This window comes from Allobosea sp. 67-29 (assembly GCF_001898115.1).
Lineage (GTDB): Bacteria > Pseudomonadota > Alphaproteobacteria > Rhizobiales > Beijerinckiaceae > Allobosea.
In genome coordinates this window covers 165,671-192,584 of record NZ_MKSQ01000023.1, presented here as the reverse complement: position 1 = coordinate 192,584, position 26,914 = coordinate 165,671, and the positions used below count along the sequence as shown (strand labels likewise).

General features: G+C 61.5%; 24 protein-coding genes. 18 read left to right on the top strand and 6 right to left on the bottom strand.

The annotated features are described in order from the left end of the window. Positions 1 to 532: 532 nt before the first annotated feature. The 4 genes from BGO20_RS17830 to BGO20_RS17815 are packed head-to-tail and all read left to right on the top strand — an operon-like array spanning position 533 to position 6,318. A complete protein-coding gene (locus BGO20_RS17830) occupies positions 533 to 1,984 on the top strand; it encodes a site-specific integrase (protein ID WP_139384209.1) in 1,452 nt (483 codons plus the stop codon). After that, entirely contained in the window at positions 1,962 to 3,953 is a 1,992-nt protein-coding gene (locus BGO20_RS17825; RefSeq protein ID WP_139384210.1) for a hypothetical protein, read from the top strand. Before BGO20_RS17830 ends, BGO20_RS17825 begins: the two co-directional genes overlap by 23 nt. After that, positions 3,953 to 5,881, top strand: a complete 1,929-nt coding sequence (locus tag BGO20_RS17820; protein WP_291660551.1) for a site-specific integrase — start codon at positions 3,953 to 3,955, stop codon at positions 5,879 to 5,881. Before BGO20_RS17825 ends, BGO20_RS17820 begins: the two co-directional genes overlap by 1 nt. Then, on the top strand, positions 5,860 to 6,318 hold the full coding sequence (locus BGO20_RS17815) for a hypothetical protein (RefSeq protein WP_139384211.1): 459 nt from the start codon (positions 5,860 to 5,862) through the stop codon (positions 6,316 to 6,318). The genes BGO20_RS17820 and BGO20_RS17815 overlap by 22 nt, the downstream gene beginning before the upstream one ends. 145 nt (positions 6,319 to 6,463) lie before the next feature. Here the strand turns inward: BGO20_RS17815 and BGO20_RS17810 are convergent, their stop codons facing one another. Together BGO20_RS17810 and BGO20_RS17805 are read right to left on the bottom strand one after the other, a co-directional pair. Beyond that, on the bottom strand, positions 6,464 to 6,736 hold the full coding sequence (locus BGO20_RS17810; protein ID WP_291660548.1) for a hypothetical protein: 273 nt from the start codon (positions 6,734 to 6,736) through the stop codon (positions 6,464 to 6,466). A 14-nt stretch (positions 6,737 to 6,750) separates the two neighbouring features. Then, a complete protein-coding gene (locus BGO20_RS17805) occupies positions 6,751 to 7,656 on the bottom strand; it encodes a Crp/Fnr family transcriptional regulator (protein ID WP_244555437.1) in 906 nt (301 codons plus the stop codon). An 827-nt stretch (positions 7,657 to 8,483) separates the two neighbouring features. Between BGO20_RS17805 and BGO20_RS17800 the strand changes: the two genes are divergently transcribed. The 14 genes from BGO20_RS17800 to BGO20_RS17735 all read left to right on the top strand — a co-directional run bounded on the left by BGO20_RS17800 (position 8,484) and on the right by BGO20_RS17735 (position 24,352). Then, positions 8,484 to 8,786, top strand: a complete 303-nt coding sequence (locus BGO20_RS17800; RefSeq protein WP_079590965.1) for a hypothetical protein — start codon at positions 8,484 to 8,486, stop codon at positions 8,784 to 8,786. Positions 8,787 to 9,039: 253 nt separating this feature from the next. Then, positions 9,040 to 9,303 carry a DUF2933 domain-containing protein gene (locus BGO20_RS17795; RefSeq protein ID WP_054211512.1) on the top strand — a complete coding sequence of 88 codons (264 nt, stop codon included), beginning with the start codon at positions 9,040 to 9,042 and terminating at the stop codon, positions 9,301 to 9,303. Positions 9,304 to 9,324: 21 nt separating this feature from the next. Next, positions 9,325 to 9,984 carry a methyltransferase family protein gene (locus BGO20_RS17790; RefSeq protein ID WP_079590966.1) on the top strand — a complete coding sequence of 220 codons (660 nt, stop codon included), beginning with the start codon at positions 9,325 to 9,327 and terminating at the stop codon, positions 9,982 to 9,984. 114 nt (positions 9,985 to 10,098) lie between these two features. After that, on the top strand, positions 10,099 to 10,614 hold the full coding sequence (locus BGO20_RS17785; RefSeq protein ID WP_079590967.1) for a hypothetical protein: 516 nt from the start codon (positions 10,099 to 10,101) through the stop codon (positions 10,612 to 10,614). Positions 10,615 to 11,016: 402 nt separating this feature from the next. After that, positions 11,017 to 13,221, top strand: a complete 2,205-nt coding sequence (locus tag BGO20_RS17780) for a heavy metal translocating P-type ATPase (protein WP_244555438.1) — start codon at positions 11,017 to 11,019, stop codon at positions 13,219 to 13,221. A 26-nt stretch (positions 13,222 to 13,247) separates the two neighbouring features. Next, positions 13,248 to 14,243, top strand: a complete 996-nt coding sequence (locus BGO20_RS17775) for a ribose-phosphate pyrophosphokinase (protein WP_079590968.1) — start codon at positions 13,248 to 13,250, stop codon at positions 14,241 to 14,243. 71 nt (positions 14,244 to 14,314) lie between these two features. Beyond that, positions 14,315 to 14,620: a hypothetical protein gene (locus BGO20_RS17770; protein ID WP_291660544.1), complete on the top strand. Its 306-nt coding sequence runs from the start codon at positions 14,315 to 14,317 to the stop codon at positions 14,618 to 14,620. A gap of 28 nt (positions 14,621 to 14,648) precedes the next feature. Continuing rightward, positions 14,649 to 17,033: a phosphoketolase family protein gene (locus BGO20_RS17765; protein ID WP_244555439.1), complete on the top strand. Its 2,385-nt coding sequence runs from the start codon at positions 14,649 to 14,651 to the stop codon at positions 17,031 to 17,033. Positions 17,034 to 17,048: 15 nt separating this feature from the next. Beyond that, positions 17,049 to 18,407 carry an MBL fold metallo-hydrolase RNA specificity domain-containing protein gene (locus tag BGO20_RS17760; RefSeq protein WP_079590971.1) on the top strand — a complete coding sequence of 453 codons (1,359 nt, stop codon included), beginning with the start codon at positions 17,049 to 17,051 and terminating at the stop codon, positions 18,405 to 18,407. A 2-nt stretch (positions 18,408 to 18,409) separates the two neighbouring features. Continuing rightward, positions 18,410 to 19,930, top strand: coding sequence for a thymidine phosphorylase family protein (locus BGO20_RS17755; RefSeq protein WP_139384213.1), 1,521 nt, complete (start codon positions 18,410 to 18,412; stop codon positions 19,928 to 19,930). After that, on the top strand, positions 19,927 to 20,445 hold the full coding sequence (locus tag BGO20_RS17750; RefSeq protein WP_280174368.1) for a cytochrome b: 519 nt from the start codon (positions 19,927 to 19,929) through the stop codon (positions 20,443 to 20,445). Before BGO20_RS17755 ends, BGO20_RS17750 begins: the two co-directional genes overlap by 4 nt. A 58-nt stretch (positions 20,446 to 20,503) precedes the next feature. Further along, positions 20,504 to 21,787: an MgtC/SapB family protein gene (locus BGO20_RS17745; RefSeq protein ID WP_079590974.1), complete on the top strand. Its 1,284-nt coding sequence runs from the start codon at positions 20,504 to 20,506 to the stop codon at positions 21,785 to 21,787. 537 nt (positions 21,788 to 22,324) lie between these two features. Continuing rightward, positions 22,325 to 23,767 (top strand): multicopper oxidase family protein, encoded by a 1,443-nt coding sequence (locus BGO20_RS17740; protein ID WP_079591075.1) that lies wholly within the window; start codon positions 22,325 to 22,327, stop codon positions 23,765 to 23,767. Between the two features lie 234 nt (positions 23,768 to 24,001). Continuing rightward, a complete protein-coding gene (locus BGO20_RS17735) occupies positions 24,002 to 24,352 on the top strand; it encodes a hypothetical protein (RefSeq protein WP_079590975.1) in 351 nt (116 codons plus the stop codon). A gap of 55 nt (positions 24,353 to 24,407) precedes the next feature. On the opposite strand, the gene BGO20_RS17730 is transcribed toward BGO20_RS17735, so the two are convergent. The 4 genes from BGO20_RS17730 to BGO20_RS17715 all read right to left on the bottom strand — a co-directional run. Continuing rightward, the gene (locus BGO20_RS17730) at positions 24,408 to 24,971 is read right to left on the bottom strand and encodes a hypothetical protein (protein WP_079590976.1); all 564 of its coding nucleotides are present in this window, start codon (positions 24,969 to 24,971) and stop codon (positions 24,408 to 24,410) included. Between the two features lie 59 nt (positions 24,972 to 25,030). Beyond that, positions 25,031 to 25,606, bottom strand: a complete 576-nt coding sequence (locus BGO20_RS17725; protein ID WP_176168532.1) for a Crp/Fnr family transcriptional regulator — start codon at positions 25,604 to 25,606, stop codon at positions 25,031 to 25,033. Positions 25,607 to 25,611: 5 nt separating this feature from the next. Beyond that, the gene (locus tag BGO20_RS17720; protein WP_100959631.1) at positions 25,612 to 26,103 is read right to left on the bottom strand and encodes a DUF411 domain-containing protein; all 492 of its coding nucleotides are present in this window, start codon (positions 26,101 to 26,103) and stop codon (positions 25,612 to 25,614) included. 181 nt (positions 26,104 to 26,284) lie between these two features. Next, on the bottom strand, positions 26,285 to 26,914 hold a 630-nt coding region (locus BGO20_RS17715; protein WP_299858477.1), incomplete at its 5' end, for an efflux RND transporter permease subunit.

Genomic DNA, 26,914 nt, shown 5'->3' with positions numbered 1-26,914 from the left:
GCGAGCTAGAGGCGCGCGGACGGCGATCGGGCTCCGCGCGAGATCCATCGAGAAAAGTCTGTAGGAGCGGGTATGGCGCTCACCAGACCGCTATCTCGGCGAGTTGGGATTCAATCCCGCATTCTGGGGATTCGTCCCCGAAAGCTCCTCCCTGAATCCCAACCGGCGCGCCCAGGATTCGCCCATTAGTTGTAGGATTCATTTGCAAAGACCGACTTTTGAATTCAAGGATTCGATTGCAATATCAATTGGTTAGAAATCACAACGCTTGCCTTGTCACTCATTCTCTGCTACCCCTTGCCCAACGTATGTACAATCACAGATTGTTCGACCAGGGGAAAACCAAGTGACGAAGCCGCCAAGACCAACAGACCGCCACTCGCTTGCGGCACACTCCTTAGCGACGAGCCCAGTGCGACCAGTCTCAGTTAGCGTTCCCTCGAACTCGCTCGACCGGTGACAGGGTAGCGAGCCAGGGACCTCAATCGTCCCGGAAGCAAGCTTGCCGATCTGCAAGTATGGAGACTTCACCATGGCCACGGTCCATTGGCCGGGGAACGAGGTCGCTCGCGTACCAAAACGCGCGCACCTCATCGGCGTTCCCTTCATCATGACTGGCGACGAGGAATTTCCCGATGGCATCAACGCCTTCATCTTCGAAAGAGCGCGCGGAAAAGTCTCCGCTCTTCACGGCGCCGCTCCGCGTGTTCGCCTGCGCCCTCTCGACCGGGAGGCACGTCGCAAGATCGCTTATAATCTCGCGGACCTGTTGACCTGGGGTGAAACAGAAAGAGCTCATCCAACGCAGGGCACCATCAGATGGGATCAACTAAAAAGCTGGCACATCCTTGAGATGTACCAGGATGCGCTTATTCGCGGATACTGGTCAGAAAACTTCTTCAGAACGAAGTCGCCGTCGCCCATTGCCCCTGAGACAGTCCGGACAAAAATCAGCCATGCCTTAGGCTGCTTCAAGTGGATGGCGGACAACGGCTTTGTCACGAATTTCGATTACGAGCCCGCTCTTCAAACGATTACTCTTTCGAAGGACGCCTGCCTGCTCTCGTATCGCAGGGAGCTGCAACAGGCGGTTACAAATTCGGTCCCAGTCGCCGCTCGAGCGTTTCGAAAGTCGCCAGGCAATCAGCCTTTACCGACTTTGCCCCATCTCCACGCGTTCTTTTCGGCTTTGGCACCCGGGCCGCACAGGCTGATCGCGCTGCAAATGTTCGAAACCGGCATGCGTGCAACGGAGGTCATCGAGAACACACTGATCCCAGGGCGCGTTCACCAACGCTGTATGGATCGGTCGAAGTGGCACGTACATCCGAGCTGGTCAGATCAACCGCTAACACTCGAATGGTCTTTGGGTGACGATCGAATGATCGGCGTAATACCGCCACTGGAGATGGTGGAATGGAAACTGAAGCCAGGCTCGGGCTGGGATCGCCAATCAACTCCCGGCAGCAGATTGGACTACGGTTACCAGTGCAACTATCGGATTATTGGAAAGGGCCCCAAGGTTCGCCTGGCACATCTTCCGCCCAAGCTCCTCCTAGCCATGTGGGCCTACATCAACGGAGCGCGTCGCAGTAACGAAGATTCCGCGCACGTTTACCTAAATAGATTTCAGCAAAAAATGTCGTACCATGCAATCTGGGAAGCCTTCGACGCGGCCAATCACGCGATCAAGTCACCATTACGTCTTACGCCCCACGTTATGCGGCATGCATATGCCTGCTATTTTTTGGAAGCAGCAATAATTAAAGAAGGTCAAGATCGAGGATACGACAGGAATTCTATTCCACCCGAGCTTATATTGGAGCACGGGAGCACGATTCTTCTTACTATACAATCTGATCTTGGGCATTCGGAAGCCAAATCGACCAAAAAGTACCTCGAACAGGTCGCCAAAGGTTGGATCCGAATGTCAGCCCATCAAACGTGGAACCAATTCCTGGATGAAGTTCAGCTTGATGTCTAGGAGATACAGAAAAGGAGATTTCTCGGAATCTCAATCCAATATCGCGAATATTGCCTCGCCGCCCGACCCAGGACAGGGGAGGCATCCGCTCGTTATTTCTGCCAGCATCGGACATGGGGTGTCAAGAACATCGAGCATTCAACTCGATATTCTTGATCGCGTGCATTTGTTTGGGAATAACTCTCGCGGGATCAGAAATATTTTTATGAATGCATCCCCAGAGACCGTTGATTCATACAAGGCAAAGCTGAGGCATATCGAGCGATATATTCTATGGTACTCCGATACATTTCAGGCCATTCCACCCAAGACGGCAGCAGAAATCGATGATCATTTCTGCAACACTTTCGCCGCATGGTTGGTTCTCCCGGGGCAGCCGCAAAGCTCGCTTGCAACCGCGATGCGATTCTTCATACGAGTTTTGCGCGCTGTAGGCGCCTCCCCTAGCCTGATTCCGAGTAACCCCTTTCACGACAACGATCTCCCCACGCCTGGCGACACCTTGTCAAAGGCGGAGGCGAGAAAGATCGTCAATCAAGCGAAATTCGAGATCGGAATCGTCAAGCGCCGGACCCAAGAGGCACATCGTCTTGCAGGATCTGGCCACGACCCCCACCGCAACGCAGGCGGACGACATGGCGATTGGCAACAAGTGGAAAACCGAGCGTGGGTCATAAAGCGCCTGCTGAAGAGAGAGATCCATTCTTTCGAAGACCTACGCCGCAATCTCGGCCGAAACACATTGCTCCGCGGTCTTGAGGGACGGCCAGCAGCAGAATACGTCGCACCCGACGGGACAATCCAGAGAATGGTGGGTTGGATGGGCCACCTACGGTGGTTCTTCCCGTGGGCGGATGACATGGCTCCGTTCATCGTACTTCTTATGCTTCGTACCGGTTGGAATCTATCCACTGTCGCAGCATTGCGCACCCGCGCCTGGGTCGAGCCGTTTCCATTTCGGTTGAGCGGACGAACCGGGGAGGACCATGTCTACGTTGTCTCATACAAGACGCGTGGCCGCAGCAACCGCCTCCAATCCAGCGCTGTTGTCAAAGTCCCGTCATCAAAACGACCTTGGTCGCATCCATATCGCCTACTCAAATATTTGGACTATTTAACGCTCGCATTACGAAAGGAAATACATAGAAAATTGAACGCCATTCTTCAGAAAGGTAAGCTTGATAAATCCGATGAAGATGAATTGAATAAGCTATCGCAGATCAAGGACGACATTTTTATATATAAAAACGAGAGAGGAATAACTTCCTTATACTGGGAAATTAGAAACGGTCAACACCGAGGAATTCAGGCATTTTTGCAACGATGCGGCTCAGGCGCGGGCGTGAGGGATCTACGCGATGCAACAATACTCTTCAGTTATGAAACATCCGGGCAGAATTTATTTGTTGCACAGATTGTCGCAAATCACACAGATCGAGAAACGACCGCCCTCTATGTTCGTCGAAGACTGACACAAGAGAGGGTTTGGGACGACGCCGTCCGGGTATTCGATGCCTCGCTCAGCTTGATCCAATCAGGCGACTTTAACACCGACAGGGTGCGGGCGATCCTGAAGCAACAGGGCCTCACCTCGCATCAGATTGACAACCTGACAAATCAGGAAAATCGAGCACGATGGGGCAATCGGTGCGCCGACCCAGAGAATCCGCCCCAAAATTTCGCCAGAGATGCTGCGGGAGTTTGCCAATTGCAAGACTGCATTGACGGGTGCCCTCACGCACGTTGGTTCGCAGACAGCGTCGAATACGTCTGTCGCGAATTGATAAATGCAGAACGACTGCATGAAAGATTAAGCCTTCAGTCAACCGAAGGCAGCTCGTTGGAGAGCCGCATAAATCGTTGTCGAGAACTTCTTACTCGATGGCCTACCGCAACCGTTAACAAAGCTCTTGAGGCAGCAAAGTCAGAAATGGAAAGAGAGCCCGATCTTTTTTTTGGATCCATCTGATGAATGAAACGACCCCGTGGTTTACTGAGTTCGAAGATTCTCGAATGTGGGTGGTGCATGCCCGAAATTCTATGCCATCTAAACCACCATACCAAGATGAACTTCATACAACTCCTCTATCTCAATTTAGGGATGACACTTGGGAGTACCCCACGACGTGGGCTTCTGAAAACAACCGCAATTGTCTTTTCTTAGATTTCCTGGGGCATGGCACCTTTCCGGATGGGACTCGACTTTCTTTATCCCCAGTCACCGACGCCATTTTGATTCGGCAGCTCAAGGAGGCGCTCATTGCCCTTACATACCGTCGCGGGATATTGACTTCCGAGCGTACGCGCGTACGCCACCTGCGACCAACAGGCGTCTATAGCCTACTGCAACCGCTGCGCCGTTTATTCGTTGCCTTCAAACGATGCGGATGCCGGTCTTTAAGGGAAGTGAATCCGGCAGTGCTGGCGGAGACGCTGGCAATGATCGAGCCATCTGCAAACGCCTTTGACAACCTCGCGACCACCTTCACAGACCTTCTATGCGCTTGCCGCCATGGTCTTATTAGTGAGGGTCTTCTCGACCTAGATTTTGAGATTTCGCCACCCACCGAGACCTTTCCCGACTTGTCAGGTCCTCGCGGATGGCAACCCATTAGTGACTTGAATGTCTCGGAGATTATCCGAGTATCCGAATTCTACGTGGACCACGTTCACGACATCGCCAAATGGATCGATTACCTCCGGAGAGACCCTGAATCTCGAAGGCATGAGGTACTGATTTGGGCAAGATCTAACTTACCATGCGGCTTAAAGCTTTCAAAAATGCTCGGCGGAAGACAACTTTTGCATAATCTGTGCGGGCTTGTTTACTCCTCGTGCAGCAATTTTATCTCGTTTCACGCAGGATTGAGAGTATCAGAACTACTTTCAATAAAGACCGGATTCATAAGCACAGATCAATCGGAGGCGATATTCGACACGAGGAAATTGCTGCTGAATTTTACAACGTATAAGACGGTGCTCAGTCTACAAGGGCGCCAGAGAGCAGTAAAAGCTCATCCAAAGCTCATTGCTATTTCAGCCGCCTTAGAGGAAGTTCGTCATGCGCTAGGGATTCCGGGAGAGTATTTATTCACGCCACCTGGAGAGTCGAGACCATATATCACGAAGCGCTGGAACAAAACCGTCCTCAGAAGATTCTGCGAGCTTCACAATTTGGACATCGAATTGACAGGGCACAGGTGGCGAAAAACTGTCGCAGCCCTTGCCGTTCGCGTTTTTACTAACGCATCAATTCACCTAAAGGAACTATTCGGTCACGCAAGCCTCTCAATGACCGCCCGATACATTCTGGCGTCCCCATTCATACGAGAAGAAATACGCGACTTAACACTCGATGAAGTAAGAAAAACGGGAAAAACCTTGCTTGAAAGTCTCTCTGTTTTTGGCGGGCCTGGGCTCGGAGGAAGACACGGAAAGGAAATGGAGCGGCGTTTCAGCGAACTCTTTGCCACCGACATTACCGAAATTGACGTAGGCAAAACGATCGATGAGTTCGTTGAAGAGATGCTCCGACAGAACATGTTGCCTATCCCTGTTATGCCAGGCGTCCTCTGCATGAAGCCCGCGAATGCCAGAGGCGCCTGCGCGACAACATCAGGAGATCGCCTGGCAGATCCCGCTCGATGCTCAGCCGCTTGCACCTGGCAAGTGCAGGAAGCTCATCGACGCGAGGTCGTCTTCTTCATGACGCGGAGGATCGCTCAGAAGTGGACGTCTTGGTCGTTGCTTCAGCAAACATATTGGGGAGCGCAGTGCCGTGATCAGATTCGTGCTTGGCCAGAATTGGCCGTCCGACTGGATGATTTTCCTGGGATGCCGACCACGCTGAAGCGGATGATTTTGGGGATTGATGCATGTCCAACAATCGCAAACTGAACGATGGCCTGAGACAATCGGCTCAAGCGCGGACAAACGACAAGCTCAACGCAATCTACGCCGTTCTTGAGGACGTCGAGCGCGACATCCGCCGCCTCGCTGAACCACTCGACCTGAAACATGTTCAAACCCGAGCGGGCGTAGGCGAAAAATTCCTCTATGGCCCCAAACACAAAGACACTACTAAACCTACAATCCAACGCAGGATTGAAAAGATAAATGAAAAATGGGAAAAACTAGAACCAGAACCAGGTGAGAATATCGAGCAATCAGAACTGGATAAAGCCAAACTTGAAGCAAAATACTGGGAGGATAGGTACCGAAAACTTGCGAGGCATTTCAATATCTGGTTTCATCGCATGCGCGACCAATCCAGAGTGATTCGTGCAAAACAAGCTGAATTTGGGAATATCCGCAATTTTAATCATAAGCGGTAGCGCAATGGTGGCTGCCCAAGGTATCAGGGCCGTACTCAACCGGATCAGAAAGTGACCGACTGAGCACGCACCCGTTTAGATCATGCGTTTGATCTAGGCATAGGCGTCGTTGGTTTTCGGTGTGATCGTCACGTCCACGCATATCCTAATTCACGACGCTACCCTCCGCAGCCCATGAAACGTTAACCTTGGAGCTCGCCATCATCGTCAGCATGTATTCAGCGATTTCGCTCGACCTCAGGGTGATGACCGTCCCGCCCTTGCGTCCGTGCCTGGGCAACGACGACGCGCCGCTCGCCCGGGCGGAAGAGACGAACAGAACCGCCAGCGCGCTGCCGAGCGGGCAGAAACGCGGTTGCGCTTTTGAAACGCCCGCCCGCGGCAGTATCGACATCGGCGTTCGCAAGATGGCGGTCAATGATCATTCATTGGCTACAGCCCTTGCTCGAGCCAGGCCGTGGCCATTTCCGGTTCGACTCCCGCCACCTCAATCAGCCTATCGGGATCAAGGATCCGAAGCCGCCGATAGTGGAACTCGACGATGCGTTCCTTCCGCAGCGTGCTGAGGACCCGATTGACGTGGACTGACGTCAACCCCGTCGCGTCACCGATCTGCTCCTGCGTGAGCGGGAGCGGCATTTCCTCGATGCGATTGCCCGGCCATTGAGCACGGTAGCGGGTAAACAGCTCCAATATGAGGTGGGCGACCCGCTCTCGCGCGGACCGGCGCCCGATGCTCGTCAGGTGATCAAACGCCAGGCTGCAATCGCGGGCCAGCGAGCGCGCCAGACGCATGGTCAGCTCCGGCTCATCGCGGGACAGTGTCGCTAGCATTGAGTTAGGGATCACGGACACCACGACGCTGGTTAGCGCTAACGCCCCAAACGTTGCCTGCGACCGATTTGATGGCAGGACCCCCAGTATGGCACCGGGTAGCGCGAACTGGACGATCTGGCGCCTGCCATCCTCAAGCTGGGTATAGAGGGCCACCCAGCCATCGATCAGATTGAAGATGGCGTTGCCCGTCGACCCAACGCTGAAGAGGTCGCGGCCTGCTTCGATCTTTCGATCGCCCGACCGGTGGCGCGGCAACAACCGATACCCCTCTGTTAACGAAGGTGCGGCGGCTGCGGACCACGATGCGCCATCGACGCCCGTCGAGTTATGGCGGGGACATTTGGTCAAGTCGTTAACCGCTGCACCTGCGCTACGATCAAGTTCACGCAACGGCAACTCGCAAAAGGTCGGTCCATTCCGCTCGCGCCCGATATTCTCCCAATCGTGGCGAGGGAACGACCGGGCGATCTCCTCAGGAAAAGACGCTCGATCCAAATTCATATTGCACCTCCCGGGCGCACCTGGCCCGTTGCGGTGGCTGCCTCGGCAGCCCATCAGCACTCCGGATGAAATCCCGAGCTCCTCGGCTCAGCGCGTCGGACACCCTCGGTCGGCACGACAAGGCTCACGATTGTGCGCTGGCCGACCTGTGTCGGCAGGTGGCGCACCGAATGCGAGCGCAGCGGCCTAAAGGAGGCGGCCTTTGGGGACGGGCGGATCGCGACCGACAATAACCGAGTGTACGTGATCTTCGAGAGAAACCACGATTACCGCAGACGTAAGCGACGCTCGAATGATGTCACAGCGATATGGATGCTGAGATACCTGACATTGCGCGCAGACTGTCTGGCAGCAAGCGTGCCGGGGCAGACAACCATCTTCGCCCGCGGACGTCATGATGACGGTCGAATGCATCGCCGGACTGACCTGCTCTCGCGCCGCACGGTTCTCGTGCGCCCACGATGCTTCCCCCAGCCACAGTAGGGAGACCATGCAGACGACAACCAATGCAATGAACCTGAACATCCGCACCACAGCCGTCGAAAGTTCGTTTGCGCCGAACATCAGCCGCGGATCCGGGGGGCGAGTGATCCAGATACGCGATGCGATCCATTCCACTACGGCAGGATGCCGTTTGCTTTGATCGAGGTCAAAAGCGCTGCTTGCACGTGGCCACGTCGAAATCGCTGCCCGGATGCGCGATTGATCGAAATTAAGGTGTCGCGCAGAAGGCTGTGCTGATCTCTTGCGGTGTAGAAGATTTCTCCCGCGGGCCAAGGATGGCACCAATAGCCCTGCCCCGAATTGATCGAAGGCACCGGATAGCAGTGCTCGTCGCGCGGGGGCGACGCAAGGCGATGCTCAGTCCGTTCTTCGCCAAATGCGATGGGGTGCTACTGATCGACCCTGACGAAGCGCAGAAACATGAGTTCCGCGCGAACTGCGAACGAACCGGCGAAGCCACCTGTGACCTCGTGCTCGCAACCGGCATCACCAAGCTCATATGCGGCTTCATCGATGAAGCCGATCGCAACCGCCTTTCAGCGTTCGGGGTGGATATCCGGCTCGGCTCCTGTTCACGGCCTGTGACCCTGCTGGCACGCGAATTTGACGTCCTGCCGAAGGCTTGAGGCTTCGCCGGGCGCAGGATCGACTCGAACATCCCGCCCGAGCACGCCATGTCCGGGCTTCCAGAAAGCTGAGTCACTTCGCCGCATCAGCTTAACCGAGATCAAGGATTTGCGTCCCGGTTCGCCTCATCTGTTGAGCCAGGATCACGCCACCGCACGTCGAAGGCTCCCGTGGCCCGCCAGATCCGGGACCCTACGATGATCCGCAGAGGCAGCTCCTACCCTCGATGGTCTCCAGCGCGGACGCGACCTCATGGAACACAGTGCAGACCACCCCAACGCCCAGGATCAGAAGCGCCGATCCACGTCGTTCAAGATCGCTCTCGTCGGGTTTCTTGCAGTCGCTGCCTTCTATCTGATTGCGGAGCACCGCGCCCATCTCCTCGGCTGGCTCCCGTTGCTAATATTCCTCGCGTGCCCGCTGCTTCATGTGTTCATGCATGGAAGACATGGAGGCCACGGCAACCAATCAATCCAGCCGTCCTCAGGTTGGCGGCAGCCTCCGCACGAACACTGATCAGGCTCCCGGAGCGCTCCCATGCACGACAACGTTCCCGCCTACGGGCTTTGGTCCCTTGTTCTTCTGAACTCCGTAGTCTTCATCTTTTTTGCGTTCAGCTTCTTCAAGCCGAAATCGCCGCGCGACTGGCGCTCATTCGGGGCCTTCAGCGCCTTCATCCTGGCCCTCTTTACGGAAATGTACGGCTTCCCGCTGACGATCTACCTCCTATCCGGTTGGTTGCAGTCCAGATATCCGGACGTCAACTGGCTCTCCCACGACGCAGGACATCTTCTTGAGGAACTCTTCGGCTGGCGAGCGAACCCGCATTTCGGCCCCTTTCACCTGCTGAGCTTCCTGTTCATCGGCGGCGGCTTCATGCTGATCGCGGCCGGTTGGAGGGTGCTCTACGAGGCTCAGCGACGCGGCACGCTCGCCACCACTGGCATCTACGCCCGGATCAGGCATCCGCAATACGTCGGCTTCGTCCTCGTGATGTTCGGCTTCCTGCTGCAATGGCCGACGCTGCTGACGGTCGCGATGTTCCCCGTCCTGGCCTTCATGTACTGGCGGCTCGCGCGGCACGAGGAGCAGGAAGCACTAGCCGAGCACGGCGAGGCCTATGCGCGATACATGCAGGACGTGCCCGGCTACTTTCCGCGACTTTCGTCCCATCCGACCGAAACGACGAGCCGCTAGCCAAATCGAGTTCCCGGCGTGGTTTGATCTGAGGGTCTAACGGCGAGCAATGCTTCGACCTTGATAGCCCGGCACGCCGCCGCACCCGGAGTTGCCCGACGCGGATTTCACGGGATGCAGCCGTTCGTCAGCGCTGGCGGCATCACCGTGCATGCGTTAGCATTCACACTGAATCTGCCTAGGGGGCTGATCGGTTCCAGCACAGGAGAGCTTGTGGGCCAATCCGTTCATCCAGCCGCAGCCTCCACGCACTTGCCGGCATTCATTACGGCCCCCGGCGAGACAGACTGGCTCATGATTGCAATGGGCATGTTTCTGCTTCTTTTCGTCCTCGCGGTTGGCATCCTCTATCTTCGACTGCATGCGCTGCCCGATCGCCTCGCGCACAATAAAGTGCAGTTAGAAGTCACTTGCGTGTTGGGTCTGCTGGCCATGTTCACCCACATGCACATATTCTGGATCGCAGGTTTGCTTCTTGCACTGATCGATATCCCCGATGTGATCACGCCGATTAAGCGGATCGCAGGTGCAACGGAAAAGATCGCTGATCGCGCGGAAGTCGAGCGTGAAGAGCTAGGCGAGCGGCCCTCCGGTCCCGTTATCGAACCTCGGAATTCCGCCGCTGCCTAAGAATTTCGAGCTGTCTGTATCCAAGTCTAAGTGAGCAACGGAACGCCAACCGATACTCGGTCGGCGGACACAACGAACTGCGGACTCCGCTCGAGCGGTAGAGGGACCGCTTTCGAGGAGCGTCTCCGCACAGGACGGGTTCGGAGAGTTGCATTGTGGTCGGTGGCCCCGGATTTGCGGTCCAAGCGCAGGTAGGCGCCCCGCGACCTCCACGTACAAAGGGAGCAAGGTTGCGAGAAAACGATATCGTGCATCCGCAACGCTTCCCATCGCAGCATGACGGAAGGAGGACCACCCGACGCCGGCGGTTGCTCCTCACCAATCCCTGCGGCGGCAGCGACAGTGCGAGAAAGCCCGCCCGGCACTGGACCTTAATCTCGATCAAAGATTCCCGGTCGCGAAATGACGACCCTCGCGGCCACCGAAATGCTCGCCGCCGATGTGCTGTCCCGCGATATCCTCCGCGGCCGTGCCAAGGAACAGACTATGAGTTCGCCCCATTCTGACCATGGCCATCATGGGCATCCCGGCCATGAGGGACACCAGGCGAGCGGGCACTCGGGCCACGACCGTCACGACAACCCGAAGGTCGTCATGGCCGCCGGATCGAGCCATGCCGAGCATGCTGGGCATGGCGGACACGACCATGGCGCCATGGTCGCCGATTTTCGCCGACGCTTCTGGGTAACGCTAATCCTGACACCGCCGGTTCTGCTGCTGTCGCCGATGATCCAGCACTGGCTCGGCATTGCCAGCGCCCTCGCCTTCCCGGGTGACGGCTATGTTCTCTTTGCACTGTCCACGGCCGCCTATCTCTACGGCGGCTGGCCGTTCCTGACGGGCTTCGTATCCGAGCTGCGCAAGGGTCAGCCCGGAATGATGACCCTGATCGCGCTGGCGATCTCGGCGGCCTATTTCTTCTCCGCCGCCGTCACCTTCGGCTTTCCCGGGGAGGCCTTCTACTGGGAGCTCGTGACGCTCATTCTGATCATGCTGCTCGGGCACTGGGTGGAGATGCGCTCCGTCATGGGCGCCTCGCGCGCCCTCGAGGAGCTGGTACGGCTGCTGCCCGACAGCGCAACCAGGATCGAAGCCGACGGCAGCACGCGCGAAGTCCCGATCTCGGCGCTCAAGCCAGGCGACCGTGTGATCGTCCGGCCGGGTGCCAAGGTCCCCGTTGATGGCAAGATCCTGGAAGGTTCGTCGGGCTTCAACGAGGCCATGCTCACGGGCGAATCCAGGCCCGTCACCAAGACGGTCGGCGCGACGGCGATCGGCGGCGCCATCAACGGCGCCAACGCCGTGACGATCGAGGTGACCGCGACGGGCGACTCGACCTACCTCGCCCAGGTCATCGACCTCGTGAAGAAGGCCCAGGCGACGCGCTCGCGTACGCAAGACATCGCCAACCGGGCGGCCGCTTGGCTAACATACATCGCCCTCATTGTCGGCTTTGGAACGCTCTTCGTCTGGTGGCTAGTTCTGTCCGCTCCCCTCGAATTCGCGCTGGAGCGGATGGTCACGGTGATGGTCGTAGCGTGCCCGCATGCGCTCGGCCTAGCGGTCCCGCTCGTCGTTGCGGTCAGCACCTCGCTCAGCGCCAGCAATGGCCTGCTGATCCGGGATCGCGCCGCCTTCGAGCGGGCGCGCAATCTCGATGCCGCCGTCTTCGACAAGACGGGCACGCTGACTGAAGGCCGCTTCGGCGTCAGCGACATCGTGCTGCTCGGAAAAGGCAAGGTCGAGGAGGAGCTGGCCTTCGCGGCCGCGGCCGAAAGCCAGTCCGAGCACCCCATAGCCCATGGCATCGTCGCCGAGGCAAAGGCACGAAACATCGCGCTGCCCAAGGCAACCGAGGTCAGCAACATTACCGGCGAAGGCCTCGTCGCCAAGGTCGCAAATCAGGAAGTGCGCATCGTCAGTCCTGGCAATCTCGCCCGGCAGGGCAAGCCCGTTAGGCATCCGGAGCTTAAGCGGCTCGAGACCGAGGGCAAGACCGTCGTCGTCCTCGTCCGCGGAGGGGAGCCCACGGCCCTGTTCGCGCTCGCTGATATTGTCAGGTCGGAATCGAGGGAGGCGATCGCCGAACTCACTCGCCTCGGCATCAGGTCTGTGATGCTGACGGGCGATGCCAAAGGTGTTGCAGAGACCGTCTCCAAGGAACTCGGCATCGCCGAGTTCTTCGCCGAGGTACTCCCCGACCAGAAGTCCGAGAAGATTAAGGAGCTTCAGGCGCGCGGGCTCTCCGTCGCCATGGTCGGCGACGGCGTCAACGACGCGCCAGCCCTCGTCCAGGCCGATCTGGGAGTCGCTATCGGCGCAGGCACCGACGTCGCCGTGGAATCGGCCGACGTAGTGCTCGTCAGAAGCGACCCGCGTGACGTCGCGGCGATCCTTGGCCTGTCGCGCGCGACCTATCGCAAGATGGTTCAGAACCTGATCTGGGCGACCGGCTACAACACCATCGCTATCCCGATGGCCGCCGGAATCTCCTTCGGCACGGGCTTCCTGATGACCCCGGCCGTGGCCGCCGTATTCATGTCCGCCAGTACTGTGATCGTCGCGATCAACGCACAGTTCCTGCGCTTCTACAGGCGCCAGGCATGACCTCCACGGCCTCACAGGAATCCGCGATGCGGCTGATCCTTCCCCTGCCCGGAAACGAGACCTTCGCGCAACGGCTGGCAAACGCTGGCGGATGGGAGCTCGGCGTGCTCGAAGTACGACGTTTTCCCGATGGCGAGAGCTATGTGCGCCTGTTGTCGGACGTTGTGGGCAAGTCGGTCTATCTCGTCTGCACGCTGGCCAGGCCGGACGAGGGCTTCCTGCGCCTGGTCTTCGCTGCCGATGCGGCCCGCTCGCTCGGAGCACGGACGGTGTCGTTGATCGCGCCTTACCTCTCCTACATGCGGCAGGATCGCCGCTTCCGGGCCGGAGAGGCCGTGACCTCGAGAAGCTTTGCGCGGCTCATCTCGTCGAGCTTCGACAGGCTGGTAACCGTCGACCCGCACCTGCATCGCTATCCGGCGCTTTCCTCCCTCTACGCCATTCCCACGAATACGCTGCACGCGGCCCCGCTTCTCGCCGACTGGATCGCGGAGGAAGTCCGCTCGCCCCTCGTCATCGGCCCGGACGAGGAAAGCGAGCAATGGGTCTCGGCGATTGCCGAGCGAGCACGCGCTCCCTGGACGGTTCTTCGCAAGGTGAGGCATGGGGATCGCAGCGTCGATGTCGATGTGCCCGACCTGTCCGCATGGCAGGGGCGTCAACCCGTCCTCGTCGACGATATCGCCTCGTCCGGCCACACCCTGATCGAGGCGGCGCGCAAGCTCCCGCCGCAAGGATTTCCCAAGCCCGTCATTGCGGTCGTCCATCCCATCTTCGCCGAGAACTCCTACGCCCGCCTGCGTGCTCTATCCGAAAGGATCGTCTCCGCGGACGCAGTCGAGCACGAGAGCAATGCCATCGGTCTTGCCTCGCTGATCGCAGGCGAGTTGTCGGTCGCGGAAAATACAGCGGAACAACTCGTGCGGCGGCGCAGGCCGCCCGAGCCGCGCGACGAGGTTGAGCAAGCCGGATATGACTCCTTTCCGGCCAGTGACCCGCCATCCTGGACGTCCGGCCGATGAAACCTCCCACGCAAATCGAGGTCCCGGGCAGGCCGAATGCGGTGACGAGCGCGAGGCTCAAGCGATCCGAATTGGCCTCTACTTTAGGCGCCGCTCTGTTCGGCGGCGGCCTCGGATTGCTGGTCGCCCGCTACGTTGCCGACCTTACGGGTCCCTTACTGCTGGCGGGAGCGCTCGTCCATGCCTGGGGAATGTACGACAAGCACGCAATCGAGCGGGACCTGGGGCGGCCCGAGGCTCCGTGGATGAGGGCGTTGTACTGGCTGTGCTGGCTGGTTCTGGCGGGCGTGGCTGCCACGATCATTCTGAGAGCGCTCCTCTATGCGGCTTCGGTCCAGGTATCCGCCAGCGCAGCAGCAGGCGCTCTTCTCTCCTGAGAGCAATCCGCGCAGAAAGGTCCAGCGAGTGAACCACGACCCATCTCCCGAATTTCTGCGTTGGGCCAATGGCTACGGCGTCATCGAGCACTCGTCCGAAACCAGGGATCGCGTCCGGGCCCTGGGGGCGCGGCTGATCGCGGCCGGCAGAACGACCGAAGTGGATGCGTATTACCGCTTGCTCGCGGCAGCGGACCGCCTCGCGTCGGCCGCCATGTGGGCCGTCGTCCACATGACCTATGCCCGAAGGATGGACCTCTCCGGCGCGCCTTTGCCGCCGGAGGCCTTCAAGGCCACACCGGAGGGACATACCGGCGGCTCGCTCAACATGGTTCCCGCATTCGTCGGCTATCTCGTCGCCAACGCGATCACCGCGACGACGCGCTCCTGGCTCATGGGACAGGGGCATTGCGTCGCCTCCATCGAGGCGATCAACGCCCTTACCGGAGACGTGTCCGCCGTCCAAAAGGGCCGCTACGATCGTAGCGAAGCCGGGCTTTCGAGGCTTGCCGCCGACTTCTATTCCTATGCGATCGACGCAAGCGGACACGCCTCGGTTCCCCTCGGAAGCCACGCCGGCCCCAACACGGCCGGTGCGATCTCGGAGGGAGGGTACCTCGGCTTTGCCGAGGTCCAATACGTTCACATGCCGCTCCCCGGCGAGCGGCTGGTCGCGTTCCTGAGCGACGGCGCCTTCGAGGAACAACGAGGTTCCGATTGGACGCCGCGCTGGTGGCGCGCCGAGGATTCCGGCATCGCGGTCCCGGTGATGATCCTCAACGGTCGCAGGATCGAGGAGCGAGCCCAAATCGCACAGCAGGGTGGCTCAGACTGGCTCGCCTCCCATCTGCGCCATAATGGGTTCGACCCTTTCTCGATCGACGGGCGGGATCCAGCAGCCTTTGCCTGGGCGATCCTCACGGCGGAGGAGCGGCTCGAACGCTTCGCGGCCCGCCCGGACCGCCGCTATCCCGCGCCGATCCCCTACGTCATCGCCGAGACGGTCAAGGGCTTCGGGTTCCCTGGAGCGGGCACCAACGCCGCGCATAACCTGCCGCTCGGCGGCAACCCGTCGAACGACGAGGTCGCGCGCCAAGCGTTCAACGATGCCGCGCGGTCCCTCTTCGTGCCGTCGGACGAGCTCGATCGTGCCATCGGCGCGCTGGCGGTTCACGGGAAACAGAACCGCCCGCCCGAGAGTCGGCACCCGCTGGCGTTCCGGCACCCGCCCTCCCCTCGACTTCCTGAGCCCGATTGGACGAGGGCCGGCAGCCCGGCAGATTGCGCTATGCATGCGCTCGACCGGTGGTTCGTGCGCCTGGTCGACCACAACCCGGAACTGAGGTCGCGCGTCGGAAACCCCGACGAACTGCGATCCAATCACATGGGCGCTACGCTCGATCGCCTGCGCCATCGCGTGAACGTCTGCGAACCCGGGACCTCGGAGGCCGTGGACGGAGCGGTCATCACCGCCCTAAACGAGGAAGCGGTGGCGGGCGCGGCGCTTGCCAACAAAGGCGGCCTCAACCTGATCGTCAGTTACGAGGCCTTCGCCATGAAGATGCTCGGCGGCCTGCGACAGGAAATCGTCTTCGCCCGGCGACAGCGCGAGATCGGACGGCAGCCAGGCTGGATATCCGTGCCGCTCGTCGTCACCTCCCACACCTGGGAGAATTCCAAGAACGAGCAGTCGCATCAGGATCCCACGATCGGCGAGGCACTACTCGGCGAGATGTCGGACACCGCACGCGTCCTGTTCCCGGTCGACGCCAACACCGCCATGGCCGCCTTGCGCTCGGTCTATGGCGGCCGCGGACAGGTGGCCTGCCTGATCGTCTCCAAGCGCGACATGCCGCATCGGCTCGAAGCCGAGACGGCCACCCGGTTCGTGGAGGACGGCGCGGCCCATTTCGAGGGCGTGCCGGACGCAGCCGACCTACAGATCGTCGCGATCGGCGCCTATCAGTTGGAAGAGGCGCTGAAGGCCGCCAGCCGACTTGGACGGCACGGTCATCGAGTCCTAGTCACAGGAATCTGCGAACCCGGACGCTTTCGTCAACCGCGCGATCCTATCGAGGCGGCCTTTACGGCAGGCGACGATGCAGTCGCGGCGTTGTTCCCGCCGGATCTGCCGCGCGTGATCGTGACCCATACGAGGCCTGAACCCATGCTTGGCCTGTTGCGGCGGCTGGACGGCGGACCACGGCGGACCACGGCGCTCGGCTATATCAGCCGCGGCGGCACGTTCGACGTGCCCGGGATGCTCTTCGCCAATCGTTGTTCGTGGGCGCATCTGGTGGATGCGGCGGCGCCGCTCGCTGGTTGGTCCCGAGACGACTTGCTCACTCCCGACGAGCGCGACGCCATTAATGGACGCGGCGACCCGGCCCACCTCCTAATCTCAACGACCTGAAGGGCCGTCACGCTCATGCTCACGCTCACCTCCCTCGGCGGCGCCGGTACGGTTACCGGCTCCAAGCATCTTCTTGCCCACAACGACACCCGCATCCTGATCGATTGCGGCCTGTTCCAGGGTCTCAAGAACCTGCGCGATCTGAACTGGGAACCGCTGCCCATCGACCCGTCGAGCATCGATGCGGTGGTGCTGACGCACGCCCACCTCGATCATTCCGGCTATCTACCGCGGCTGGTTCGGGAGGGCTTTCGCGGCAAGATTTTCGCAACTGCGGCCACAAGCGACATCGCCCAGTTGATCCTGATGGACGCTGCCCATCTCAACGAGAAGGACGCCGAATACGCCAACAGGAAGGGCTTCTCGAAGCACAAGCCAGCCCTGCCGCTCTACGGAAGTCATGATGCCGAGCGCGCTCTCGAATGCTTCACATCGATTCCGTTCGGCGACGTCGTTCGGCTCCCTGGCGGGGCCACGCTGAGGTTCCGGCACGCCGGGCACATCCTGGGTGCCGCCACCGCCGATATCGAATGGGGCGGACGCCGCATCGCCTTCTCCGGCGACATCGGGCGCTACGACGACCCGGTACTTCCCGATCCAGAGGTCGTGCCCGATGCGGACTATGTTCTCGTGGAATCGACCTACGGTAACCGCCTCCACGACCCGGCTGATCCCACCGAGGCGCTCGGCGCCATCGTCAAGAGAACGGTCGAGCGGGGCGGCACGCTAGTGATCCCGGCCTTCGCGGTCGGGCGCGCGCAATCGCTGCTCTACCATTTGTGGAAGCTCAAGACGAACGGGCAGCTTGCCAACATCCCGGTCTACCTGGACAGTCCCATGGCGATCGATGCAACCAATCTGCTGCACAACCATCGCGCGGACCATCGGCTCCCTGCCGAGATGTGCGCCGCAATCTGTGGGGTCGCGACCTATACACGGGACGTAGAGGGTTCCAAGGCGATCACGGCCAGCCCCTATCCCAAGGTGGTGATCTCGGCGAGTGGAATGGCGACCGGCGGACGCGTCCTCCACCATCTCAAGGCATTTGCCCCCGACTCGAAGAATACGATCCTGTTCTCCGGCTTCCAGTCTGCGGGCACCCGAGGCCGCGCCATGCTGCAAGGCGCACGCGAGACCAAGATCCATGGCGAGTGGATTCCCGTCCAGGCGGAAGTCGCCGAGTTGTCGATGCTTTCGGCCCACGCTGACGCGAACGAACTGATGCGCTGGTTGTCCGGCTTTCGGCGCGCGCCCAGCCGCGCCTTCATCGTTCACGGCGAAGATGACGCCTCGGAGGCCCTGCGCGTACGGATCGACCGCGAGCTCGGCTGGAACGCCACCGTCCCCCGCATGAACCAGTCCTTCGACCTATGACGATGCCCAGCGATCCCCCCATCATCCAGCCGACATTGCGCGTCAAGCGGCTACACCTGCACTCGCAGCACCAGGCGGTTGTCGTCATGCGGACCGACTGCCACGTCTGTCGCTCCGAGGGATTGGCCGCTCGGTCCCAGGTCTTGCTTTCCTATGGTGAGCGGCATGTCCAGGCGACGCTGTTCCAGGTCGAGGGGGATTCGCTCCTCGCGCCAGATGAGGCCGGGCTTTCCGAGACGGCCTGGGACCTCCTCGGCGTCACGGAGGGTGAGGCGATCAGCGTAAGCCATCCGCCCGCCATCTCCTCACTGGCAAGCGTGCGCCGTCGCATCTACGGCAATCGGCTCGACGCGCAGGCGTTCTCCGATATCGTCGGGGACGTTGTGGCCGGACGCTACACCGACGTCCATCTGGCAGCCTTCCTGACGGCCAGTGCCGCCTTGCCACTGAACGAGGACGAGACGGCCGAGCTGACGGATGCGATGGTCAAGGTCGGCGGCCATCTGCGATGGGATGCGCCGATCGTGGTCGACAAGCACTGCGTCGGCGGCCTTCCCGGCAACCGAACGACCCCGATCGTCGTCGCGATCGTTGCCGCGAACGGCCTGGTCATGCCCAAGACCTCCTCCCGCGCCATCACCTCTCCGGCGGGAACGGCCGATACCATGGAGACGCTCGCGCCGGTCGATCTCGACATGGCGACGCTGCGGCGAGTGGTCGAGGCCGAGGGCGGATGCGTGGCATGGGGCGGAGCCGTGCATCTGAGCCCCGCGGACGACATCTTCGTGCGCGTCGAGCGTGAGCTCGACGTGGACACCGAGGGTCAGCTCATCGCATCGGTCCTCTCGAAGAAGATCGCCGCCGGCTCAACCCATGTCGTCATCGACATCCCCGTCGGGCCTACCGCCAAGGTCCGCAGTGGTGAAGCTGCCGATCAGCTCGCAGATCGCATGCGCGCGGTCGCGGCACGTTTTGGTCTCAGCGCGACATGTATCCAGACCGACGGGGCACAGCCCGTGGGGCGCGGCATCGGCCCGGCCCTCGAGGCATTCGATGTCCTCGCCGTGCTTCAGAACGCACCCGCTGCCCCCGACGATCTGCGCCACCGTGCCGCCCTGCTCGCGGGCGCGGCCCTTGAGATCGGTGGCAAGGCCGAACAAGGACGCGGCACCGTGATGGCCCTTGAAACGTTGAGCAGCGGCAAGGCCTGGACGAAGTTCGAGGCAATCTGCCGGGCGCAGGGCGGGTTGCGCGCACCGCCAAAGGCCTCGAGCGTCCACGCGCTCGTCGCCCCAAGCGCTGGTCGCGTGGTTCATATCGACAACCGCAAGGTCGCCAGGCTTGCCAAGCTGGCGGGAGCGCCGGAGGCCAAGGCCGCGGGCGTCCATATGGAGGTCCGGCTGGGCGCGACGATCGACAGGGGTCAGCCCCTCCTGCATGTCCACGCCGAAACGGCTTCGGAATTATCCTACGCGCTCGACTACGCCTCGCGTGCCGGAGACATCGTCAAGGTCGAGCCGTGAGGCTCGAGCTATGGCCTTCCACGCTGGCTTGTCCCGGGACGCAGGCGTTCAACGTCTACCAACGAGCCATGCATTGGATCGTGCCGCTCCTTTGCATCATCCAGGTGCCGACGGCCTGGGCGATCCAGCGCACGCACCTGGCGCACGGCTTCCTCAAGCCTGCTCCCATCGACTTGTTCCTGCATCAGGTTCACGCCTGGAGCGGATGGCTGATCCTGCTGATGGCGCTGCTACAGCTTGCGATACGGCTCGTCCGCGGCAAGCCCCTTCCTACCGATGGCACCTCGCGATTGGAAGCTCGGGTAGCTTCAGTCACACACATAGCGCTGTACGGCCTCTTGATCGCGCTGCCGGTGACCGGAACGATCGCGATGTATCTCACCTTCCGGGTCGCGCCTCTCCATAGATACCTGAGCTGGTTGCTCCTGGCATTGGTCCTCATCCACATCGTCGCTGCGCTCTGGCATCACCTCTATCGCCGGGACGACGTCTTGCGCAGGATGATCAAGGGCTGATGAGGCGTGCCGTCGCCAGGAACCGGGCGTCGGAGATCGGCTCCGGAGCGGACGCACAATGGACTCGTTGATCCCGCAGCTCGGCCTTGCTCTGGCCATCGGCTTGCTCGTCGGACTGGAGCGTGGGTGGCGAGAACGCGACACGCCCGATGGCGGCCGGACGGCGGGTATACGCACCTATGGGATCTCTGGACTGCTGGGCGGCGTCGCCGCGGCCCTCAGCCTCAGCCTGAACACGCCCTCGGTCCTCATCGCCACGTTCCTGGCCTTCACCGCCGTCTTTGCGTGGTACCAGGCGCGCGAATCCATGCACGACGAGAGCTTCAGCGTGACCGGTGTCATCGCCGCTCTCGGCGTGTTCGCGCTCGGCGCCCTCGCGGTCACGGGCGATCAACGCGTCGCGGCGGCGGGCGGAGCCGCGCTCGCGGCCGTTCTTGCCAGTCGCGATCTCCTGCACGGGCTGCTCAGGAGGATTTCCTGGATCGAACTGCGCTCGGCACTCGTGCTCGCCGTGATGACCGCGATCGTCCTGCCCCTCCTGCCTGCGCGTACGATCGATCCATGGGGAGGCTTCAACCCCCGGCAAGTGTGGCTGTTCACGGTGCTGACGGCCGCGATTTCCTATCTCGGCTATATCGCCGTCCGGGCCCTCGGTACCGCTCGCGGCGTCCTGGTAGGCGGCCTGGCAGGCGCGATCGTCTCCTCGACCGCCGTCACCGTCGCGCTGGCGCGAACGGCGGCAGCGGGAGGAAGTCCCTGGCCGCTCGCCGGAGCGGCTGCGCTCGCCGCGGGCGTTTCCGTGCTGCGCGTGGCGGGGATCGTAACCATCGTCGCGCCATCGCTGCTCGGCGTTTCCGGCACCGCGATGCTTGCCGCGATTGTCGGCTTCGGGGCATCCGGCGCCCTCTTTCTGTCGCGGGGACGGGTGGACGGAGACGGTACGGAACCGCCCCGAAATCCCTTCGAGCTCGGACCGCTCCTGGCCTTCGCCGTGCTCTTCGGCGTCGTCTCGACGATCAGCGCCGTGCTGTCGATCGGAAGCAGCCGCGGAATGATCGCGACCTCCGCGATCTCGGGGCTCTTCGACGTGGACGTCGCCGTGCTCAGCGCCTTGCGGCTTCTCGGGCAGTCGGCATCGCCCGAGGCCGTCGGCCACGCTGTCCTGCTAGCGCTAGCGAGCAATGCTGTCGGGCGCATCTCGGTCGCGATCGCAACCGGACCTGTCCGCTTCTGGTTGCCATACATCGGCGCCACGATCGTCGCGGCTGCGTCGGGTTACGCGGCATTCGTCACCTTGCCGCATTTCGAATGGGCGGGCCTCCTGGGCACTCCGAATCCTTGATCGAGGTTAATTCGCGACGTCGGGCATTGCGCTAGCTTTGGGTCCGAGGATCCACCGTTGAGCGGATGCGGACTTTGGCGAAGACCATTGCCGGACAGAGAAGAGCGCTGATCGCGGCGCTCGCGTTCGTGCTGATCGCGGTACCGACGATCAGCGCCCATCCCGTCCGTTGCCTGGAGGAGCCGACGGCTGGGTTCTCCCAGGTCGACGCATCGAAGACCACAGCGAGCCAACACCAACATGGGCACGGCAACCCGGAGGCCGGAACGCCGTCAGGTCCATGCTGCGCGGCGGCGTGCAACGCCTGCGGCATTGCCATTGCAGCAGCCCCGAGATCCTCAAGCACCACCGTCGAGGCGGTCGCGTATCGCCGACAGGAGGAGCAACCCGGTGGCCTCGTGGCCCGTCCACCCCATGGCCCTCCTCGATACCGATCAGAGCGGTCCGTCTGACATCCAGGTCGTCCAGCTCAACGCATGTCTGCCAACACACCTGATCAACGACCCTGCCGTCGCAGGCCGAAACAGGACATTCATCATGAACCGTCGCAGATTCCTCACTGCCGCAATGACCGGGGCCGCGGCGCTCGGCGCGAACGCCTTGATGCGCCCCGCCGCCAGTCTCGCCCAGGGAGCGAGCAGCCCATCACCGATCGACCTCCGGGTCGTCAGCCGGACCATCGAAGTCCACGGGAGGAGCGCCCGCGTGTTCGGCCTTCTGCAACCCGATGGCCGCCATGGGCTCATCCTGGAAGCGGGATCGAACTTCGACGTCCGCCTTGCCAACGAAATCGGCGAGGCCACGATGATCCACTGGCATGGCCTGACCCCTCCTTGGCACCAGGACGGCGTGCCGGACAATCCGAAGCCACTGCTCAAGCCGGGCGATGTCGCCCGCTACACCTTCCCCGTAGGCGCTGGCGGCACACATTGGATGCACGCTCATACGCTTCAGGAACAGAACCTGCTGGCGGCCCCCCTCATCGTCAGGACGGCCGCCGATCTCGCGCGCGACGAGCAGGAGGTGGTCGTCCTGCTGCACGACTTCTCCTTCAAGCCCGCCGAGGAATTGCTCGCGAAGCTGAAGGGCGGCGGAGGTCACGCCGCGCCGATGGACCATTCCGCGATGGGCCACGGGGGCAACACGCACCAGCCTGCGACGACAAGCCAAGCGACGGCCAGCGACCTCAACGACATCGACTACGATGCCTATCTCGCCAATGATCGCACTCTCGATGATCCCGACGTGATCCGGGTGGAGCGTGGCGGCCGCGTCCGCCTACGCATCATCAACGGCGCCACCGCGACGGCCTTCACCATCGAGACTGGATCGGTTCCCGGCACGCTCTTTGCGGTGGATGGCAGGGACGTCGAGCCGATCGTCGGCACGGCCTTCCCGCTCAGCATGGGCCAGCGGCTCGACATCCGGCTGTCCTTGCCCGAAGGTCCGGGCGCCTATCCCGTTCTCGCGCTGCGTGAAGGGGCCAGCGAGCGCACCGGGGTGATCCTCGCCACGCAGGGAGCCTCGGTGCAACGCGTCGCCGGAAGCGCCGAGCACGCCGGTCCGATCGTCGAACTCGGACTCGAGCGGAAGCTGCGGGCCCTACATTCGCTTCCCGTCCGGGCTCCCGATCGCCGCTTCGCGCTGACCCTCACCGGCCGGATGCAGGACTACACGTGGGGGATCGGCGGCGCGGACGATCTCCGGATCCGGAAGGGCGAGAGGATCGAGGTCACGATGCGAAACGCATCGATGATGTCGCATCCGATGCACCTGCACGGTCATCATTTCCAGGTCACCGCCATCGACGGGGTATCGCTCCCGGGAGCCGTGCGCGATACGGTCCTCGTACCGCCGGACGCAGCCGTGACGATCACGTTCGATGCCGACAATCCCGGCCGCTGGCCGTTGCATTGTCACCACCTCTACCACATGGCGACGGGCATGATGGCCCAGCTTGCCTATGAAGGGATCGGCTAGCCTCGGCCGGCGCGTCCCCGCATCTGGACTCAGCTTTCGGCGCCCGGACCCGTGCACATGGCCTGTCCGGGCGCTCGCCTGAACTGAAGCGTCCATTCATGGGGCGTTCTCGTCGATCTCGACTACCCTGGCTCCGGCGTCCGGTGGACGAAAGTTTCCATGCCGCGGTCCCTCAGAAATCCAATCTTGTGGTATAATGTACGAGGCACGGTTCCTTGATCCAAGGAGGCGAGAATGGGTCTCCAGGGTGTCCTTTTCGCAGCGGCGGGACTGCTGCCCTTCCTCGCCGCTTCCACTGAGATCGCTCAAGCTCATCCCTCGGGATTGCGATTGGGCGCCCAAGAGATCACGCAAGCGGTTCACGGCAAGCTATGCACTACGCCGGGAGGCGCGAGGTTCGCGTTCGGAGCCGACGGACACTTCGCGTATGACGGGCTATGGCAGACCACTGGCAGCTATGTGGTCGCCGACAATTCGATCGTAGTCACGTTCGACAGCGGCCTTCGTCGAGCTTTCGCGATCTCCGTCAGGGATGGCGTACTCTACATGGAACAGACACGCGTATCGTGCGCCAACGGTGGATGATAGCCGGTTCTGCGCCCACTGCGGCAAAGGGGCGATGCCGTCGCGGACAACGACTTCAACGGTGCTGCTTCAGATGGTGGCCGCTCGGCGCCGCCGGCGATGGATTGCGGTAGCCACGCAGAACATCATATCGCGCGATCTGATCCGAGGTGAGCAGGCCAGCCGTCTCGATATGGGCCTGCAAATGTACCGCCCGCAATGAGCCCTGCCTGGTGCCGATTTGGACCGTCAGTTCACGCAGGCGCAATGGCTCGATCGTGCGCCGTGCGAAGGCCACGTCGAGCTTGTGCTCCAAGTCCAGGATTTCGGCACCCAACGCCATCGCGCCCGCTCTCATGCGCGCCTCGGATTCCTTCAAGCCGCTGCGCTGTTCGGCCGAAAGCTGGAGTTCGGACGCCAGTTCGAACGCGTGAAGTGGACCGGGATATCGGTTGAGTTCCGCGGGCTTGGCCAAACCCATGCCGCGCCCCAAAGACAGGTCATCGATCTCCTTTCGTGAGAGAGCCTTGATCTCGCGCGCCTCCTGGCCAGCGTAAGGACTCACGGATTGAGCCGAGACGGGAGCGACCCATCCGGAGATCGCCAGGATGAGCAGGCTGAACGTGATTGCTATGATCATGGAACGGTCTCCTCGATCATTCCGATAAGGGTGTCGGAAGCGCCGCAACATGATTGAAATCATGTCAGCTCGATAATGCCGTTTCCTCTCCGTATGATCCGTTCGGATTCCAACTGCGCGAGCGTCCGGTACAGAACCTCAGGCGCCAGACCGATCATCGCCGCGATGTCCTTCAGCGGCCCGCCGATGGCAATGGTGCGGCCGTCGACGCCGGTTCGCGCCACGAGGTAGCCGAGCACCCGCTCTCGCGCCGAGCGAACATCGCGCAGGGTCAAGGCGGACCGGAGTTCCATCACCTGCCGAGCAAGGTCCGCCGTTAGCTCCAACCGTGCGATCGCATCGCCCTCCAACAGGGCGAGCGCCGCTGACTTGGGAAAGCAGGCGACCGAGCTCTCCGCCACGGCCCGCGCATCGCAATGATATGTCTCGACGAACAGCGAGGCCTCGGCGAAACGCTCTCCCGGTCCGGCGACGAAGAGGAGGGTCTCGCGCCCACTGGCGCTGAAGCGCGCAAGGCGAATCTGCCCTCTGCGGACCAGGAAGAAGCCCCGCGTCGCATCCCCGCTCGCGAATAGAGTCTCGCCCGCCGCGAGTTCCCGAATGACCGGCTTCAATCCGGCGAGGATGGACGCCATTGCCATCAGATCTGTTGCAGCCCCCGATAGCGCGCGAAGACATGCTGCCTGCTGGCGGAAAAGATGACGACGTCATAATCCTCGGGCGCCTGCCCGGGCACCTGCATTCCGGGTGAACCGACCGGCATCCCTGCAACCGCGAGGCCCGTCACCTTCGGGCGCTCGATCAGAAGCCGCTTGATCGCCTCGGCCGGAACGTGGCCTTCGACGACATAGCCACCGATTTCGGCGGTGTGGCAGGACATCAGACTATCGGGCACACCCAGCCGGGTCTTAAGCGGCGTGACGTCGGCAACCTCAACCATCTCAACCGGAAAGCCTGCTTTCCGCATATGCGTGACCCAGCCGCGGCAACAGCCGCAATTGGGATCCCGGGTCACGACCATCTTCGGAGGCGTCTCGGCGGCCGAAACAGGGCGCCGCAGCGCGAACGCTGAAACCGCCTGTGCGGCGCCGATCAACAGCGCGCGGCGGGATAGGGAAAGCTCGATCGGCACGATTGTCTCCTTTGCCTTGGTTAGGTCCTTCTCCAGTTGGGCGTCCAGCACCCTCACCGGAAGAAGACGTATTTTACGAGCGCGGCGATCACGAGCAGCAGAACCGCGATTCCGAGCAGGCCCGCGAGACCCATGCCCCAGCCCATTTCACCCATCATGTCGTGCATGCCCGGTCCCTCCATCATTCGACAGCGGCAACAAGGGGCGCTGAGGCGGCTTCCGATGCTGCCTTCTCAGGCGCCACGGTCGACGGCAGCCGCCAGCCCTTGATCAGTCCGTAGATCGCCGGGATCACCAGCAGCGTCAGCACGGTCGAGGAGACCATTCCGCCGATCATCGGCACGGCGATCCGCTGCATCACCTCCGAGCCGGTGCCGGTGTTCCAGAGGATCGGCAGCAGTCCCGCCATGATCGCGACCACGGTCATGATCTTCGGCCGCACGCGTTCGACGGCACCGAGCATGATCGCCTCATGCAGGTCCGCGCGTGTGAACGCTCGCCCCTTCGCTTCGCAGCGTGCCCGCACCTCGCCGAGCGCGTGATCGAGGTAGATCAGCATGATCACCCCAGTCTCGGCGGCGACGCCTGCCAGAGCGATGAAGCCAACCGCCACGGCGACCGACATATTGAAGCCGAGCCACCAGAGCAGCCAGACACCGCCGACCAGCGCGAAGGGCAGCGAGAGCATGACGATGAAGGTCTCGGTCAACCTGCGGAAATTCAGGTAGAGCAGCAGGAAGATGATCGCGAGCGTCACCGGCACGACCAGCTTGAGGCGGGCCTCGGCTCGTTCGAGGTATTCGAACTGACC

Coding starts and splice junctions, on each gene's coding strand:
- BGO20_RS17730 (WP_079590976.1), bottom strand. CDS start 24,971: ATGATCATAGCAATCACGTTCAGCCTGCTCATCCTGGCGATCTCCGGA.
- BGO20_RS17755 (WP_139384213.1), top strand. CDS start 18,410: ATGCCCAGCGATCCCCCCATCATCCAGCCGACATTGCGCGTCAAGCGG.
- BGO20_RS17830 (WP_139384209.1), top strand. CDS start 533: ATGGCCACGGTCCATTGGCCGGGGAACGAGGTCGCTCGCGTACCAAAA.
- BGO20_RS17805 (WP_244555437.1), bottom strand. CDS start 7,656: ATGAATTTGGATCGAGCGTCTTTTCCTGAGGAGATCGCCCGGTCGTTC.
- BGO20_RS17825 (WP_139384210.1), top strand. CDS start 1,962: ATGAAGTTCAGCTTGATGTCTAGGAGATACAGAAAAGGAGATTTCTCG.
- BGO20_RS17820 (WP_291660551.1), top strand. CDS start 3,953: ATGAATGAAACGACCCCGTGGTTTACTGAGTTCGAAGATTCTCGAATG.
- BGO20_RS17785 (WP_079590967.1), top strand. CDS start 10,099: ATGCAGCCGTTCGTCAGCGCTGGCGGCATCACCGTGCATGCGTTAGCA.
- BGO20_RS17745 (WP_079590974.1), top strand. CDS start 20,504: ATGGACTCGTTGATCCCGCAGCTCGGCCTTGCTCTGGCCATCGGCTTG.
- BGO20_RS17775 (WP_079590968.1), top strand. CDS start 13,248: ATGCGGCTGATCCTTCCCCTGCCCGGAAACGAGACCTTCGCGCAACGG.
- BGO20_RS17740 (WP_079591075.1), top strand. CDS start 22,325: ATGAACCGTCGCAGATTCCTCACTGCCGCAATGACCGGGGCCGCGGCG.
- BGO20_RS17760 (WP_079590971.1), top strand. CDS start 17,049: ATGCTCACGCTCACCTCCCTCGGCGGCGCCGGTACGGTTACCGGCTCC.
- BGO20_RS17790 (WP_079590966.1), top strand. CDS start 9,325: ATGCACGACAACGTTCCCGCCTACGGGCTTTGGTCCCTTGTTCTTCTG.
- BGO20_RS17815 (WP_139384211.1), top strand. CDS start 5,860: ATGTCCAACAATCGCAAACTGAACGATGGCCTGAGACAATCGGCTCAA.
- BGO20_RS17725 (WP_176168532.1), bottom strand. CDS start 25,606: ATGGCGTCCATCCTCGCCGGATTGAAGCCGGTCATTCGGGAACTCGCG.
- BGO20_RS17735 (WP_079590975.1), top strand. CDS start 24,002: ATGGGTCTCCAGGGTGTCCTTTTCGCAGCGGCGGGACTGCTGCCCTTC.
- BGO20_RS17795 (WP_054211512.1), top strand. CDS start 9,040: ATGGAACACAGTGCAGACCACCCCAACGCCCAGGATCAGAAGCGCCGA.
- BGO20_RS17780 (WP_244555438.1), top strand. CDS start 11,017: ATGACGACCCTCGCGGCCACCGAAATGCTCGCCGCCGATGTGCTGTCC.